The 14590-nt window shown below is 65.2% G+C and carries 16 protein-coding genes; 10 read left to right on the forward strand and 6 right to left on the reverse strand.

The features are described from left to right. Positions 1–6: 6 nt before the first annotated feature. The 4 genes from GEMMAAP_RS01690 to GEMMAAP_RS01705 all read left to right on the forward strand — a co-directional run bounded on the left by GEMMAAP_RS01690 (position 7) and on the right by GEMMAAP_RS01705 (position 2365). On the forward strand, positions 7–357 hold the full coding sequence (locus GEMMAAP_RS01690) for a hypothetical protein (protein WP_026849174.1): 351 nt from the start codon (positions 7–9) through the stop codon (positions 355–357). Positions 358–389: 32 nt separating this feature from the next. Further along, complete coding sequence (locus GEMMAAP_RS01695) at positions 390–1559, forward strand: dipeptidase (protein ID WP_026849175.1); 1170 nt, start codon at positions 390–392, stop codon at positions 1557–1559. 1 nt (position 1560) lies between these two features. Further along, a complete protein-coding gene (locus tag GEMMAAP_RS01700) occupies positions 1561–1890 on the forward strand; it encodes a DMT family transporter (RefSeq protein WP_026849176.1) in 330 nt (109 codons plus the stop codon). A 67-nt stretch (positions 1891–1957) separates the two neighbouring features. Continuing rightward, a complete protein-coding gene (locus GEMMAAP_RS01705; RefSeq protein WP_043580143.1) occupies positions 1958–2365 on the forward strand; it encodes a VOC family protein in 408 nt (135 codons plus the stop codon). Between the two features lie 6 nt (positions 2366–2371). Here the strand turns inward: GEMMAAP_RS01705 and GEMMAAP_RS01710 are convergent, their stop codons facing one another. Genes GEMMAAP_RS01710 through GEMMAAP_RS01720 form a run of 3 tightly spaced genes read right to left on the reverse strand, consistent with a single transcriptional unit; the run spans position 2372 to position 5169 of the window. After that, the gene (locus tag GEMMAAP_RS01710) at positions 2372–3817 is read right to left on the reverse strand and encodes a sodium:solute symporter family protein (protein ID WP_202969178.1); all 1446 of its coding nucleotides are present in this window, start codon (positions 3815–3817) and stop codon (positions 2372–2374) included. Then, positions 3810–4010, reverse strand: a complete 201-nt coding sequence (locus GEMMAAP_RS01715) for a DUF3311 domain-containing protein (protein WP_202969179.1) — start codon at positions 4008–4010, stop codon at positions 3810–3812. The genes GEMMAAP_RS01710 and GEMMAAP_RS01715 overlap by 8 nt, the downstream gene beginning before the upstream one ends. A 10-nt stretch (positions 4011–4020) precedes the next feature. Further along, positions 4021–5169 (reverse strand): amidohydrolase, encoded by a 1149-nt coding sequence (locus tag GEMMAAP_RS01720; protein ID WP_043580441.1) that lies wholly within the window; start codon positions 5167–5169, stop codon positions 4021–4023. Between the two features lie 128 nt (positions 5170–5297). On the opposite strand from GEMMAAP_RS01720, the gene GEMMAAP_RS01725 reads away from it, so the two are divergent. Continuing rightward, positions 5298–5978: a hypothetical protein gene (locus GEMMAAP_RS01725; protein ID WP_145978945.1), complete on the forward strand. Its 681-nt coding sequence runs from the start codon at positions 5298–5300 to the stop codon at positions 5976–5978. A 17-nt stretch (positions 5979–5995) separates the two neighbouring features. Here GEMMAAP_RS01725 and GEMMAAP_RS01730 read toward each other — a convergent pair whose 3' ends face one another. After that, positions 5996–6436, reverse strand: a complete 441-nt coding sequence (locus GEMMAAP_RS01730; RefSeq protein ID WP_202969180.1) for a luciferase domain-containing protein — start codon at positions 6434–6436, stop codon at positions 5996–5998. A 400-nt stretch (positions 6437–6836) separates the two neighbouring features. Continuing rightward, complete coding sequence (locus GEMMAAP_RS01735) at positions 6837–9059, reverse strand: glutamine synthetase III family protein (protein ID WP_026849178.1); 2223 nt, start codon at positions 9057–9059, stop codon at positions 6837–6839. Positions 9060–9350: 291 nt separating this feature from the next. Here GEMMAAP_RS01735 and GEMMAAP_RS01740 point away from each other — a divergent pair, with 291 nt between their 5' ends. Together GEMMAAP_RS01740 and GEMMAAP_RS01745 are read left to right on the forward strand one after the other, a co-directional pair. Then, positions 9351–9908 (forward strand): hypothetical protein, encoded by a 558-nt coding sequence (locus tag GEMMAAP_RS01740; RefSeq protein WP_145978946.1) that lies wholly within the window; start codon positions 9351–9353, stop codon positions 9906–9908. Then, a complete protein-coding gene (locus GEMMAAP_RS01745; RefSeq protein WP_145978947.1) occupies positions 9905–10513 on the forward strand; it encodes a hypothetical protein in 609 nt (202 codons plus the stop codon). Before GEMMAAP_RS01740 ends, GEMMAAP_RS01745 begins: the two co-directional genes overlap by 4 nt. Before the next feature lie 31 nt (positions 10514–10544). On the opposite strand, the gene GEMMAAP_RS01750 is transcribed toward GEMMAAP_RS01745, so the two are convergent. Further along, positions 10545–11774, reverse strand: a complete 1230-nt coding sequence (locus tag GEMMAAP_RS01750) for an EAL and HDOD domain-containing protein (protein ID WP_026849181.1) — start codon at positions 11772–11774, stop codon at positions 10545–10547. Between the two features lie 148 nt (positions 11775–11922). On the opposite strand from GEMMAAP_RS01750, the gene GEMMAAP_RS20220 reads away from it, so the two are divergent. The 3 genes from GEMMAAP_RS20220 to GEMMAAP_RS01765 all read left to right on the forward strand — a co-directional run bounded on the left by GEMMAAP_RS20220 (position 11923) and on the right by GEMMAAP_RS01765 (position 14451). Beyond that, positions 11923–12486, forward strand: a complete 564-nt coding sequence (locus GEMMAAP_RS20220; RefSeq protein WP_026849182.1) for a type II TA system antitoxin MqsA family protein — start codon at positions 11923–11925, stop codon at positions 12484–12486. A gap of 289 nt (positions 12487–12775) precedes the next feature. Further along, positions 12776–13090, forward strand: a complete 315-nt coding sequence (locus GEMMAAP_RS01760; protein ID WP_043580147.1) for a hypothetical protein — start codon at positions 12776–12778, stop codon at positions 13088–13090. A gap of 1022 nt (positions 13091–14112) precedes the next feature. Further along, entirely contained in the window at positions 14113–14451 is a 339-nt protein-coding gene (locus tag GEMMAAP_RS01765) for a hypothetical protein (RefSeq protein ID WP_026849184.1), read from the forward strand. Positions 14452–14590 lie beyond the last annotated feature (139 nt).

Genomic DNA, 14590 nt, shown 5'->3' on the forward strand with positions numbered 1-14590 from the left:
CTGGTCATGACTGAGTCGTCTGCAGGAAAGCCGCCGCTGGCGGCTCTGGGAAGTTTGGCGCTTGCGTTGGTGGTTGGCGCGATCGCGTGGTACTGGTTCGGGCGTGCGGCCGATGCCGGCGTGCAGCGCCTGGAGCGGCTGGATACCATGCGGGCGTATTGTCAGGCGTTCTACGCGCAGGCGCGCGACAAGAACGACACGATTCGCGTGGATCGCGCGCCGGTGCCCGACACCATTGATGCCGGATCGAAGGATGCGTTTGATCGGTGTGGGGATTACCGCGGTCCCAGCATGCCCAACGAGCTGCCCAACCCCCGTGAGTTGAACGGTCAGGAAATGCCGCGCGGCCTGCGCTGACCACTCCTCTCTCTCCGGACTACACGCGCGTCATGAAAAAACTCCTGATCGGGGTCGTGGTTCTGCTGGTGGCTGGCCTGGTGGCGTTTCATACCATTGTGCCGGTGGTGGTGGACAGCCGCATGAACACGGTGGTGAGCCGCGAAATCCCGGCGGTGTCGCCGCAGGCGTCGGCGCTGCATCGCCGCATCTTTGTGGCTGACCTGCACGCCGACGAACTGCTGTGGGGGCGTGATCTGCTCGCGCGCGTGGACCGCGGCCATGTGGACTTGCCGCGGTTGCAGGAAGGGCGCGTGGCGTTGCAGGTGTTCAGTGCGGTCACCAAGACGCCGCGCGACATGAACTATGATCAGAACACCGGCGAGACGGACAACATCACGCTGCTGGCGATGGCGCAGCGGTGGCCGGCCGCCACACGGAGCAGCTTGCGGGCGCGCGCCGTGTATCAGGCCGAACAGCTGCAGGATGCGGTGTTGCGGGCCGGCGGGGCGATGACGCTGATCACGACCCGTGATACGCTCATGGCGTTTGCGCAGCGTCGCGCGGGCGACCCATTGCAGGTGGGAGCGCTGCTGGCCATTGAGGGGCTCCACGCGCTCGATGGTCAACTGGAGAGTGTGGACGTGCTGTTCAACTATGGCTACCGCATGATGGGGCTGACGCACTTCTTCGACAACGAAGTGGCCGGCAGTGCCCATGGCGTCACCCACGGCGGGCTGACGGCGTTGGGGCGTCAGGTGGTGCAGCGCATGGAGCAGCGGGGCATTGTGGTGGATCTGGCACACGCGTCTACGCAAACGGTGCAGGAGGTACTGGCAATGGCGACGCGTCCGGTGGTGGTGTCGCACACGGGCGTGGCGGCGGTGTGTCCGGGGCCGCGCAACCTCACTGACGCGCAGCTGAAGGCCATTGCCGCCAACGGCGGCCTCATTGGTATTGGCTACTGGGATGGCGCGGTGTGCCAGCCCACCATCGAAAACATCGTGAAAGCCATTCGCCATGCGGTGCAGGTCATGGGGGTGCGCCATGTCGCACTGGGCTCCGATTTTGACGGGGCCACGAAAACGCCATGGGACACTCGCGGCGTGATCGTCATAACTGACGCGTTGCTCAAAGCGGGAGTGAGCGAAGACGACGTGGCGCTGATTATGGGGGCCAATACGTTCGATTTTTTGATGCGCACGCTCCCCTCGGCGTCCTGACATGGACGCCAACCGCGCGTGGCTGTGGCTGCTGGTTGCCGGCCTGCTGGAAGTGGGGTGGGCCATTGGACTCAAGGCGTCCGATGGCTTTCGCCGGCCGGGCATTTCGGCGCTCACCGTGCTCGGCATGGTGGCCAGCTTTTATGGGTTGGCTCAGGCGCTCAAGGTCCTGCCCGTGGGTACTGGGTATGCAGTCTGGACTGGCATTGGGGCGGTTGGGACCGCCATTGCGGGCATTATCTGGTTTGGTGAGGCGCGCGATGCGGGGCGACTGATTTCCATCGCACTCATTGTGGCCGGTATTGTGGGGCTCAAACTGTCGGCGAGGTAGCGAACGTCACCGCCTCCGTATTTTTGCGTGCTGCAACAAATACCGTGAGACAGGTGTTCTTTAGCTCATGCTACAATTTGTCGCTATCGTTCCGGTGCTGCGCGTGTCCGATGTCGAGCGCAGCATTGCGTGGTACGTCGAGAATCTCGGGTTTACCCCGGCCCCGTTTCCGGCCGAGCCGCCCTTCGAAGGGTGCACGTTGCGTCGGGATCACACCGAGCTCATGCTCCGCAAATCCACAACACCCGTGGTACGGGCGCGCGACTCGTACGAGTGGGATGTCTACATCCGGCTGGATGGCGAAGCGCTCACGGAGCTGCTCGATCATGCGCGGCGGCGGACGCCGCTGGTGCGTGGTCCCGAAGTCATGCGTGAGGGAGCGGTGGAGTTCGAGCTGGAAGATCCGGACGGCTACCGGGTGTGCATTTCCGAAGTGCTGGCCGATACCCGCGGCTTTCCCCGCGCGGTGGCGTAACGCCGGTCAGCCGTCAGATGGCGCGCGCGTGAGCGTGATCACGCCCAGCGTGGCGACATTCGCGATAAGGGCCAGCACGCCGATGTTGATGTCGGTGAAGGCCGAGGGCATGGAGGGAAACGCGGTGGACATGGTGATGCCGGCCAGCGTCGTGTAGACCACCAGCCCAACGCCCACGGCAATGCCGGCACACGCGGCTCCCGCGTGACTGCGCCGCGGCCAGCGCAGCGAGACAATGACGGCCGGGAACAGCTGCGTGACAATGGCGTACGCGAAGAGCAGCAGCGTGACGATGGTCTGGCCGCCGCGGAACACGAAGTAGAGCGCCACGGTGGCCACCAGAGGGACCATGAGACGCGCCAGACGGACCTCACGTTCAGCACTGGCCGCGGCCGTGCCGGTGAACAGCCGCGCCAGAATGGTGGCGGCGGACATCAGAATGAGCGATCCGGGAACGAGCGCCGTGAGAACCCCCGCGGCACCCACGAGGCCCATGATCCAGGGGCCATACGTTTGCCGCGTGACCCGCAGCAGGGCGAGATCGACGTCGGCGCCCTCCAGGCCGGGCACCGCGGTAATGGCGGCAAAGCCAATGAAAAACACAAAAAGCAGGACGATCTGGTACAACGGCATCAGGATGGCATTCCGGCGGAACGAGGCCTCGCTGCGCGCCGTGAACACCGACCCGAACGTGTGCGGCCACATGTAGAAGCCGAACACCGTCATGAGCACGGTACTGGTGTACCAGGTGCCGGACAGCCCGGTGGCGGGGAACAGAAAGAGGTCAGGCCGTTGCGTGATGAGTATGTCAAACATTGGCCCAATGCCGCCGTACAACGTGTAGGGGAGCGCGATGCCCAGCCCCACGACTGAGACGAGGACCAGCGTGTCCTTGAGCGCGGCGGTTAGCGCCGACCCTCTCACGCCCGCGATGATGACGTACACCACCGTGGCACCGGTGCCTATCGGAATGGCCACATTGGGGCCGATGCGTCCATAGGAGGCTTCCGTGACGAGAATGCCCAGCCCCTTGAGCTGGAGCACCAGATAGGGAATGAGCGCACACACGCCCACGACGGCCACCACGCGTCCGAACCAGGGACTGTTGAAGGCCCGGGCGAAATACTCGGGCTGCGTGATAACCTGCCAAGCCGCCCCACGTCTCCAGATGGCCGGGAGCAGCCAATACGACGCCGTGTAGGCCACCGCCGCGTACCCAATGATGTAATACGCCGGCGCGCCGCGCGCGTAGGCCCATCCACTCCCACCCAGAAACGTGAAGGTGGTATAGATCTCGCCCGCCAGCAGCATGAAGATGAACACCGAGCCGAAGCCGCGGCTGGCGGCACTCCACTGCTCCAGCGACTGGGCGCCGCGGGCGCGCAGCGACAGCCCGAAGGCGGCCAGCAGCGCCAGCGTCATGAGTCCCAGGGCAATTCCGGCGTTACTCACGGGGCAGGGACGACCGTTCGCGCCAATCGATGAGCCAGAGCACAATCGACGTGCCCAGCACCCAGCCGGAGATCCAGGCCAACAGAAATGGCAAGCCGAGGATGCGCGGCTCGATGCGATTGGCAAACCAGGGTGCCCCCAGAATGGCCACCGCGGGGACCAGGGCCAGCAACCGAATGGGGTGACGCCGCACGATGGTCAGCTTACTCGCCGGCGGTGAGCAGATCGAGCGTGGCGGCGGTGAGATACCGCAGCCCTACATCCAGCGCCCGCTCATCGATCTGGAAGCGCGGATGATGGTGGGGATAGCTGATGCCGGCGTCGGCGTTCCCGGCGCCGACAAAGGCAAACACGCCGGGGGCCCGCTGCTGATAGGCGGAGAAATCTTCCCCACCCATGGTGGGGCGCATGTCCACGAGCATGTCAGGACCGAAGGTCCGTTCGACCACCTGCATGAGCCGGGTGCACAGCACGGGGTCGTTCACGACCGGGCGATAGCCCATTTCGTAGTGGAACTCCACGGTCGCCCCAAAGGCCTCGGCAATGCCCGTGATCACCCGTTCCATCTGCGCCGGGATGGCGCGTCGCACGTCGGGGTTGAAAGTGCGCACGGTGCCGGCGAGATAGGCGCTGCCCGGAATGACGTTGAAGGTGGTGCCGGCAATGAACTGCGTGACGGACAGGACCACCGGATCAAGCGGATCCACCGTGCGCGTCACCACCTGCTGCAGGGCGGTGACGATTTGCGCCCCAATGGCGATGGGGTCCACGCATTCGTGCGGTATGGCGGCGTGTCCGCCTTTGCCCACAATGGTGCACTGAAAGTTGTCGGGGGCCGCCATGGCCGGACCGGTGAGAATCCCGATGCGGCCGAAGGGCATGGGAGCCCAGAGATGCAGGCCGATGACCTGCGCCACCCCATCCATGACGCCGTGCTGGACCAGTTCTTCCGCGCCGCCGGGGGAGAGCTCTTCGGCGTGCTGAAAGATGAAGCGGACCGTGCCGGGCAACGCGTGGGCCTGGGCGGCGAGGACGGTGGCCAGGCCGAGTACGATGGCGGTGTGGCCATCGTGTCCACAGGCGTGCATCGCGCCGTCGGTGTTGCTGCGGTAGGCGACGTCGTTCTCTTCGTGGATGGGGAGCGCATCGATGTCGGCGCGCACGGCAATGGTGCGCCCCGGGAGGGCCCCGCGCAGTTCCGCCACAACGCTGGTGCGGGTGGGGTGGGAGACCTCGAGGCCGCCAATGGCGTTGAGCGTGTCCGCGATGAACTGGGAGGTGTTCACCTCATGGAACGCGACTTCCGGGTGCTGATGCAGGTGGCGACGCCAGGCGATCACCTGCGGGGCCATGGCGGCAACGGCTTCGAACGGAGCGAGCGTATCGAGTGCCGGAAAATCGGGGGTGCCCAGGAGACTGGTCATGCCGTGCGTCGGGGCCAAAGTGTAACCGGGGGGACAAAACCCGCGTACATTGCAGTATGCCTCTGATCCAGCCTCCCACGCCACCCACGCCCCCTACTCCAACTACTGTAGACGTCCCGGTCACCGGGCTGCCAACGGCGGTCGATGTGGGGACGGGGCAATCCATTCCGCTGGCCCGCCCAACGACCAAGGCGGACGTCGATGCCTTGCGCGCCAAACGGTCGGAGCTGTCGCGGCAGATCGAGAGTGCGACGGATCGGCGCGAAGATGTGGTGCAGGAGCTCGAAAAGGCCAACGAGTTCACGCGTCCGGGACTGCAGCAGCGCCTTGGCGTGCTCGATGAGCGCATTGCGCAGCTGGAGCGTGATATCGCGGCGAATGGGCGAGCACTGGCGAGCGCCCCTGGTGAACTGGCGCGTGAGGAGGCCGTGGCACCAACGGAGCGTTACGGTCCGTTTTCTTCGTCGCAGCTGACAGGTATTTCGATTGTCGGGACGGTGACGGTGCTGATGCCGCTGGCGGTGGCGGCGGCGCGCATGATGATGATTCGCGCCCGACAGCCCAAGCTGACCCCCGAAATGCTCGAGGCCACCCGTCGCATGGAGCGGATGGAGCAGGCGATTGATGCCGTGGCGGTGGAAGTGGAGCGCATCAGTGAAGGGCAACGCTTCGTGACGCAGCTCATGGCCGCCAAGCAGAAGGAGTCGGTGATGCTTGAGGGTGGCAGCACGAGCTGACCCCTCGAGAGGGATGGTCAGGCGGGCATGTCGTCGGCGACGCGATCGCCCAGCATGAGCGGCCGGCCTATCATTGGCGTGCTGATACTGCGTACGCTGATGCCGCGCAGCCGGTCGTAGTTGAGTCGGAACAGCGCGATGGCGGCGGGCAGATCGTGTTCGCTGCGCAGGCGATAGCTGATCCACCCGGAATGTGGCAGGGTGTGGTGCGGCTGTGCGCGTCCGGCTGCCACGAGGTCACGGCGCAGGCGGACGGAGACCAGCAGATCGGCAACGCCGCCAACGTGCACGTGGCCAATTTCCCGACGACTCACCCGGAACTCCACCCCACCAAAGCGGTGCGGTGAGACGGTCACCCCCTCCCACTGGCCCACCACTCCGGCCACAACGGCGCCATAATCCATGGTGCCCACACCGACTCCCGGCAAAGGTGGACAGACATTCCACGCAGAGAGCATGCAGCGGGAGCAGACCAAGGGCAAGTTTTTGGTACGCAGAGCTGCGATGGGCAAAGCGGGACGGTGAAGTGGGAGACGTGATGCCAGACGATGCGATGGCTATCGAATGTGAGAGTGTCGAGACAACCACGACGGTGAGAGGTCCGAGTAGTTACCTCCGCACGGATGTATCTCGCACTGGCTTGGGGTAACTGCGGGACGGCCGCTGTTCCAGCGGCGTCGGTGGGGGGCACGGCGGCGCGGACGAAGTGCTCGGATTTCGCAATGTCGCTGTCATCACGACATTCTCACATTCGATATCCATCGCAATCTCTGGATTCGCAGATCTCACCGTCTCAGTCCCATAAAATGCAAAACGGCCCCGCGGTCGTGAGACCGCGGGGCCGTTTTGTCTGTTGCCTTAGACCGGGAAGAGCATTTCGCGGTAGCGCGGCAGCGGCCACTGCTCGTCGGCAATGGCGAGTTCCAGTGCATCGCTGGCTTCACGCACTTCGGCCATGGTGTCGCACGCCGTCGTGGTGAGATACACGCCCTGTGCAGCGAGGTCATCGTGCAGATGCTCGGCCTTGGCGGTCACCTTGGCCAGCTCAGCGCGCTTCTTCTGCAACGTGGCGATGAGCTTGGACGTGGCGTTGGCGGCATCGACAATGGGCTGCATGTTGATGCCCGCGGCGGCGCCCTGCCCGGCGGCGCCGGCCAGCTGTCCCATGTACACGTACGACGCCGGCAACACCTGCGTATCCACGATCTGCTGCAGCGTGTGCAGCTCGATGAGGATGTCCTTCACGTAGCGCTCGAGGCGCACGTGGTAGCGGCTCTCCAGCTCGACATCGGAAAGAATGCCGGTGTTCTGGAAGAGCGCCTTCGCACCGTCGGTGCGCAGCTGCGCGAGCGCTTCCGGCGTGCGACGCAGGTTGAGCAGACCACGCTTGTTGGCTTCCACTACCCATTCGTCGGAGTAGTTGTTGCCTTCGAAGCGAACGGCAGCCGTTTCCTTGAAGGCCTTGGCGACTACGGCGAGCACCGCGTCGTCGGTGCTGTCGGCGGTCGCGATGGCCTTCTTGAGCTGGTCGATCAGGTCGCCAATGGCTTCCGCCACGGCGGCCTGCAGCAGCATGACCGGGAACGCGATGCTCTGCGACGCGCCCACGGCACGGAACTCGAACTTGGCACCGGTGAACGCGAACGGCGACGTGCGATTGCGGTCGGTGTTGTCCTGCTCCACTTCGGGGAGCTTGGCCACGCCGAGCTTGAGCATGGCCTGCTCGGCGCTGTTGCCCGACGTCTTGCCCGCGGCAATGTCTTCGACCACCTGCGTGAGCCCGGAGCCCAGGAAGGCGGAGATGATGGCCGGCGGCGCTTCGTTGGCGCCGAGGCGATGTTCGTTGCCCGTGACGGCAATACCGGCGCGCAGCAGGCCGGCATGCTTGTGCACACCCTTCAGCACGGCCGCCAGGAACAGCAGGAAACGCAAGTTCTGGTGCGGCGTCTTGCCGGGCTTGAGCAGGTTGGTGCCGTCGAGCGCGTTGTCGGCCACAATGGCCATGGACCAGTTGCAGTGCTTGCCCGAGCCGTTGATGCCGGCAAACGGCTTCTCGTGCACCAGCGCCTGCAGGCCGTGGCGCAACGCCACCTTGCGCAGCGTGGCCATGGTGAGGTGGTTGTGATCGACGGCCACTTCGGAGTCTTCGAAGTACGGCGCCATTTCGAACTGCGACGGCGCCACTTCGTTGTGCCGCGTGGTGATGGGCACGCCAAGCTTGTAGAGCTCATGCTCCACTTCGCTGATGCACGCCTGCACGCGCTCGGGGATGCCACCGAAGTAGTGGTCTTCGAGCTGCTGACCACGCGGCGGCGGCGACCCCACGAGGGTGCGGCCGGCCATCACGAGGTCGGGGCGCAGCGCAAAGTGGCCGCGGTCGATCATGAAGAATTCCTGCTCCACACCGAGCGTGGTGATGACGCGCAGCACGCCGCTGTCACCAATGAGACCCAACAGTTCGGTGGCGCGCGTGGAGAGCGTGTCGCAGCTGCGCAGCAGCGGCGTCATTTCGTCGAGCGCTTCGCCGTTGTAGCCAATGAACACCGACGGGATGCAAAGGTACTTCACCCCTCCCGTTTCGCTGATGAACACCGGCGAGGCCGGGTTCCACGCGGTGTAGCCGCGCGCTTCCCACGTGGCGCGCAGGCCGCCCGACGGGAACGACGAGGCGTCCGGCTCCGACTGAATGAGCTGTTCGCCAGTGAACGTCTCGATGGCGTGGCCGTTTTCGTCGAAGTTCAGGAAGGCATCATGCTTTTCGGCGGTGAGCCCCGTCTGCGGCTGGAACCAGTGCGTGAAGTGGGTGACGCCACGCGACATGGCCCACTCCTTGATGACCTGCGCCACGACGGGCGCAATGTCGGAGTCGAGCTTTTTGCCCAGGCGGATGGAGGCCGCGAGCTTCTTATAGACATCCTTGGGCAGCTTCGCGCGCATCTGGCGAATGCCGAAGGTGTTCATGCCGAACCAGGCGCTCGTGGGGAGCTGGACGCCGTTCTCCTCGGGGCGCGAGGTGTGGCGCGGCGCACGGTGCGAGATCTCGCGCATGGCGATTGCGCGAGGATTGTTGGTGTTGGCCATGGACGGGGCGGATAAGGAGTTCAGGCGACCTCTGGCGCAGGAGACCCTGGCGTCTGGTGTCGCGGGTTTTTTGCTTCAGGCGCAGAAATATTGCCAATTCAGCCGGTGTTTCCAACCGGGATCCGCGCGACTGCGCCCCATTTCGTGCAAAATGTGCACGGAGTGTGGTACGGATGAGCAATATTGTGATATGTCCCGTACAAAGACCAAAGATGGTGAGGGCTGTCCGGTGGGCGTCGCGGCGGCGGATCGGGTGTGGCTCCGGGTCCGGCGGGATGCTACTCTGGGAGGGTGCCCCGACTTCTTCCGTTTTTCCTGTCAGGCGCGGCTGCGGTACTGTGCGCTTGCGCCGACGCCCCCGAACCGGCGGCCAAGGCCCCGGTAACGTACAGCACGCCGGTGCCGCGTCCGGCAACGCCCAGCGATTCCCTCTGTCCGCGTGACGGCTTGTGGCGCGCCTGTCATCTCGAGGATCGCATCAACAAGTCGGGAATGATGATCAAGGTGCTCGACACCCTGCGGGTGACGCACGTCGATTTGCCGGGGACGCGGTACAAGATTGGCAAGACCGCCAAGCTGGTGGCGTACTTCTTTCCCGACTCACTGGCCGGCGCCCGGGCGACCGCGTCGCTGGACAAGCTGCGGCTTACGCCGCCGCGCGACAGCATCGGCCAGTGGCCCACGGCGCCTTTCGAGGCCATCCGGTCGGCGAACATGATTGCCGTGCTCTTTGAGGTGACGGCGGCGCAGGCCGAACGGGTGCGTCTGGCGCTCACGGCCGGGGCGCCGCAGAAGTTCAGCGCGCCGGCGCAAACCCCGCAGATGTTGCCACCGGCGACGGCGCGGTGAGGGCCCGCTGGGGGGTGGTGGCGCTGGTGTTCCTGGCGGCGGCTTGTCTATCGCCTGCCGCGGCGCAGGGGCAGGACACCGTCGCCGTTGACGCACGCAAGGCGGAGATCGCGGCCGAGCCGTTGGCCGTACGCTACCGGGCCCTGGCGCTCGGGATGGTGAGTTCGGCCACCTGGACGCAGGCGATGGGTGTGCCCGAGGGGTGGGACCGCACCTGGCAAGGCTATGCCAACCGGCTGGGCGATCAGCTGGGCTTTGGCGTGAGCGAGGAAGTGCTGCGGCTGGGGCTCGAGCACGCGACGCACTGGCGCTCGGTGACGCCGGCTTGTGAGGGCGCGCGTTCGGGCCGACCGTTTGTCGCGCGGTTTGGTGCGGCAACACGCTGCGGTCTGAGCAGCACGTTCGTGGCGCAGAACCGCGCCGGCGAGCGCCGCCCCAATGTGCCGCTGCTGGGCGCCGTGGTGGCGGCGAGTGCGTTGAGTCTCACCTGGCGCCCTGAGCGAAAGAGCGCCCACAAGGGACAGCTCTTCATGGTCACGCGCGTGGGGATCGTGACCGGGGCCATGGTGTTCAACCGTGGCCTCAAGGTGATGCGGAAGCGCTGAACGCGCCGGCATCGCCTTGAGGCGGTACTGCTCAGCTGGCCTTGCGCGATGGCGCTGCCTCTTGGCTCTCCAGCGCGGCACCGAGGGCCTCCGCCGTCCAGACGATGGCGTTGGTATAGAACTCGCCCAGCTTGTTCGGGTCGATGCCCATCTCCTTGGCAATCTCCGACGCGTTCTCAAACAGTCCCAGCTCGTACGACTCGGCGAAGTTGATCGCGTCGGCGTAGGGGCCGGTGCGATCGATGAGCGCTTCGGTGGCTTCGGTGCTGAGCACGACGCGCTCGAGGATTTCCGGGAGCGGCATACGGAACACCGCGTCGAGCAGTGAGAAGAGACCTACCAGGAAGAGCGTCCCCGAGTCGCGTCCACCGCCAGCGAGCTGTTCGCAGAGGCGACCGCGTTCGACGGCCTGACGCACCAGCTCCTGATCCACGCCCGTCTTGCTCTTGCGGGCGGCGGCGACAGCCACGGCCAGCCAGCGCAGGAAGGCATTGCGGCCAATGAGGCGCAGCGCCTGTCCAATGGAGGCCACACCGCGCCCGCCGAGGGCGGCGGAGTTGACGAGGCGGAGCAGCTGGAAGGTGAGGACCGGGTCGGTGGCGATCACGTCTTCGAGCTGGCGATCGCTGATCTTCTGGTCGCGGGCGAGCCCCATGAGCCGCATGGCCGCCACGGTGCTCTGTGGCATGTCGGCGGCGGGGAGGGGTTCGGGGCGGCTGAAGAAGGTGCCCTGGAAGCCGTCGAAGCCGCGTTCGAGGGTGGCCTCATACTGGGCAAGGTCTTCCACGTGCGACGCCACAAGACGCGGGCCGGCCTTGCCGAGTCCGCGGGTGATGCGGTCGCAGATGGCGTTGATGGTGGCCGGGTCGCCACTGCGGGAATCGATGCGGGCCCACGCCACGTGGGGGAGGAACGCTTCGGCGCTTGAGGGGGTGACCCCCACCTCATCCAGTGCCAGCGCGAACCCGGCGGCGATCGCGCGGGCGATCGCTTCGTTCACCTCGTCGTCTGGGGTGAGCGACGAGGGGAGCAGGATGACCACCGACCCCGGCTCGGCGACCAGAAAGGCATCGGCCAGGAGCTGCTCGCGCGTGCTGGCCACGAAGGCCGGCAGGCGGTTGCGCACGATGTCGAAGGTGCCGCTGAGGAAGCTCTGCGCGAAGGACCCCGGCCCGTCGGCATCATGGAATCGGATGTCGTATCCGATGAGCGAACCGGTACCACCAAAGACGGGCTGGCGAACAAGCGCGAAGTCAGACATGGAGAAAGCGAGGTGCGGCGTGATGCAAGGGGTGGCGCGGACACGGCGGTCCTGACGAGCTTCAGACGATCCAGATGCAGGGCGGGGCACGGCGCGAGGTGCGGACCGGATGTCCCTTGGTGGTAGTATCGACCCACATTCTCCCGAGATGAGTCTTTCGACGCTCGACGGTTCGCTGCACCGCGGTTGCGGGGGGCGTTATGCGCTCCAGACCGAGACGGTGACCATGCGTCTCAGTGGTATGGCGGCGGAGGTAACGCGCGAGTTTTACCGGTGCGAGAAGTGCGGACATGAAAATCGCACCATCGAGCAGCGGGACGCGGCCGAAAAGGCGGCGACGGAGCTGATCCGCGCCGAGCATAACCTGTTGATTCCCAAGGCGATAAAGCAGCTGCGGGAGTCGCTGGGGTTGACGCTGGCCCAGTTCGCGGAGCTGATCTACGGGACCCCGAAGGGGATCGTGGACGGTTGGGAGAAGGGGAAGTATTTGCAGAACCGGGAGGCTGACGCGCTGATCCGGGGGCTGGCGGACCGCGAGACCTTGGAGAAGCGGGCGGCCAAGGCGGGGGTGACGTTGCCGGTGGTGGAGGGGGCGGTGGGCGCGGCTCCCGTTCCGGCGGCGGTGGCGGCTGAGGCGGTCGCGGCCGAGCTCGCGGCGGTTGAGGGTGGCGCGGCGGAGCCGGTAGCGGAGGCAGCTCCGGCGGCCCAGTAGGGCTGCCGGGACTCTCGGCGCGAAATCCGTTTATGCTGCAGGCGCCGCAAGATAACGGCGGCGCTCAGGTGTCCGTGGGACGCGGTAAATGATGTTCTTGCAGTCAGTTACTGCGGTGCGAGCGGCGCACGTGATTTCTGTTATGCTGCAGAGAAACGCTGCATAACGTCCGCCTTGCAAGAGTTTCCTGCAGGCTAATAGGCGTTAGGTTGCGGCAATCGGCTCTCACTCACCGGACGGTTGATTGGTGCGCTCGCGAAACTCAGAGCAGGATGACTATCTCCTCCGCATGATCCAGCAGCTAGGGCGAGCCCTTGCCCGGATACGCGAAATGCTCCTAGGCGGCACCTCGACCGGCGCCGCCGTCCGCGCCGAGATTGCGGCGACCGCGGCAACGCTGTTCGGGCGAGACAGCGCGATGCTTGAGCGGCTCGATGCTGAGAGCGCGGTGCGGCTGATCGCGAGTCCCGAGCGTGTTGCGTTGTGGGTGCAATTGTTGGACGCGGAGGCGGAGTCTTGGGACCGCGAGGGTGGGTCAGCGCGCGCCAGCGCTTGTCGCGCGCGCGCGACGGCGCTTCGCCAAGCGTCGGAAAACGTGAAGTGAACAGCGGACATTCGCGCGGCCCCACCTAACCACGGTTGGTGACTGACGGTCACGGTAGGGAAGCGGCGGCTGCGCCGCCGCATCCTATTCGAGTGCCCGCAGCACAACCCAGCGTTAGGCAATCGCACCCACCTTCGGGCGAAGCCAAATGGTGATATGACATTCAACTCGCACTCGATCGATGGGACGCTACGGCGTACATGGATGTTCGCGCTCACGTCTTTGTTGTTGGGGTGTTACTCCTCTGCCACACCAATTGCCGACCGAGAATTTCGCCGAGCCCTCGCCGACGCGATTCAGGTTGTCGCAAATGTGTCAGCTCGTGACTCGGCAGTTGCCATAGCATTGCTTAGCCCACCTGCCGACTCAGCGACTTCCCGTGCTTCAGCAGGGGTTCGTGTTACGGGCATCAGCCGCGCCCAAGGAAAGGCAGTAGTTCGTGTGCTTCGGTGGGGCAAACTGGACCCTCCGGACCCGCCGATTTGTGCGTGGGCCGAGGATCAGGAGTACCAGTTCAGTCTCAGAAATCGTAGATGGTACTTCGATTCCGAACGGGTGCTCGTGTATGACGATGCGGCGTGCTAGCATGCCAGCTACGCGTCGCGACCGGTCGTCGCCTCACGTTGCATTGCTGTTGTAGCGCACTTCGGAGCGCGGCTGGCGGGCGCCGTGCTGGCGCACGTCGCCCGTCCGACCGCATTCTGCTTGATGCGCTGCAGCAGAACGCTGGGCGCTAGGCAGAATCAGGAGAGTACATGAATGATTTGCCGGCTGTGGTTGCATGGCTCATCGCCGGGGCGCTGGGGCTTGTCCTCGCGCCAATTTTGTGGCTCCTGCGAGCTCGCGGCGTACCGGTGGTACGTCACTGGCTTCTGCTGGGAGTCGGATGGCTTGTATCAGCCGCCGTCGTCGGCCCATTTATATTCGCCGTCGGTGCCGTCTTGTTGCCTGTAGCGCTAAACACGCTCCCGCCAAGCGAAACATTCAGCAGTTTACTCCTGGCGGTAGTGTATACAGGAGTAATGGCCTCAATCATGGCCGTGCTCTTCTTCGCGTTGCCCTACCTGCCAGTGCTGCTCCTCTGGGTGCGACTTGGTCACCGACTCGGGTGGCTCGAGTTTACGCAGCGCGGTGTGGTGGTCAGTTCGCTCTTGTTGGCGATGCCTGGGGCGCTCACAGGGATGGTGGCGTATGGCGTGATGGATGAGCCGTTCGGATACAAGGGCTGGGCGCTAGTCAGATTCGGAGGAGTGATTCATGCCGCCATCGCGCTCAGCCTCCTTGTGCCGCGGCTAGTATTCCCACCGCTTCGCGCAGGTCGCTTCGCCCCGCACGCAAATTCAACGGCGTCGTCTGCCTAACGGACCGTTGCAGCTGACGGCGGCGTGTTCGGAGTGAGTCCTTGCTCGCGGCGCTCGCTGGCCGTAACGTATGGAAACGCCGCCGCAGCTGAACGCTGGGGCGTTAGGTCGCACCTACAGGCTCGATCATTCCCCGCCG

The sequence above is a fragment of the Gemmatimonas phototrophica genome (genome assembly GCF_000695095.2).
Classification (GTDB): Bacteria; Gemmatimonadota; Gemmatimonadetes; order Gemmatimonadales; family Gemmatimonadaceae; genus Gemmatimonas; species Gemmatimonas phototrophica.

Excerpts from the sequence above, each read along its gene's own strand:
- GEMMAAP_RS01735 (WP_026849178.1), bottom strand. The coding sequence starts at position 9,059 with ATGGCCAACACCAACAATCCTCGCGCAATCGCCATGCGCGAGATCTCG.
- GEMMAAP_RS01750 (WP_026849181.1), bottom strand. The coding sequence starts at position 11,774 with ATGTCTGACTTCGCGCTTGTTCGCCAGCCCGTCTTTGGTGGTACCGGT.
- GEMMAAP_RS01705 (WP_043580143.1), top strand. The coding sequence starts at position 1,958 with ATGCTACAATTTGTCGCTATCGTTCCGGTGCTGCGCGTGTCCGATGTC.
- GEMMAAP_RS01720 (WP_043580441.1), bottom strand. The coding sequence starts at position 5,169 with ATGGCCCCGCAGGTGATCGCCTGGCGTCGCCACCTGCATCAGCACCCG.
- GEMMAAP_RS01730 (WP_202969180.1), bottom strand. The coding sequence starts at position 6,436 with ATGCTCTCTGCGTGGAATGTCTGTCCACCTTTGCCGGGAGTCGGTGTG.
- GEMMAAP_RS01725 (WP_145978945.1), top strand. The coding sequence starts at position 5,298 with ATGCCTCTGATCCAGCCTCCCACGCCACCCACGCCCCCTACTCCAACT.
- GEMMAAP_RS01695 (WP_026849175.1), top strand. The coding sequence starts at position 390 with ATGAAAAAACTCCTGATCGGGGTCGTGGTTCTGCTGGTGGCTGGCCTG.
- GEMMAAP_RS01690 (WP_026849174.1), top strand. The coding sequence starts at position 7 with ATGACTGAGTCGTCTGCAGGAAAGCCGCCGCTGGCGGCTCTGGGAAGT.
- GEMMAAP_RS01760 (WP_043580147.1), top strand. The coding sequence starts at position 12,776 with ATGATCCAGCAGCTAGGGCGAGCCCTTGCCCGGATACGCGAAATGCTC.
- GEMMAAP_RS01700 (WP_026849176.1), top strand. The coding sequence starts at position 1,561 with ATGGACGCCAACCGCGCGTGGCTGTGGCTGCTGGTTGCCGGCCTGCTG.
- GEMMAAP_RS01765 (WP_026849184.1), top strand. The coding sequence starts at position 14,113 with ATGGCCTCAATCATGGCCGTGCTCTTCTTCGCGTTGCCCTACCTGCCA.
- GEMMAAP_RS20220 (WP_026849182.1), top strand. The coding sequence starts at position 11,923 with ATGAGTCTTTCGACGCTCGACGGTTCGCTGCACCGCGGTTGCGGGGGG.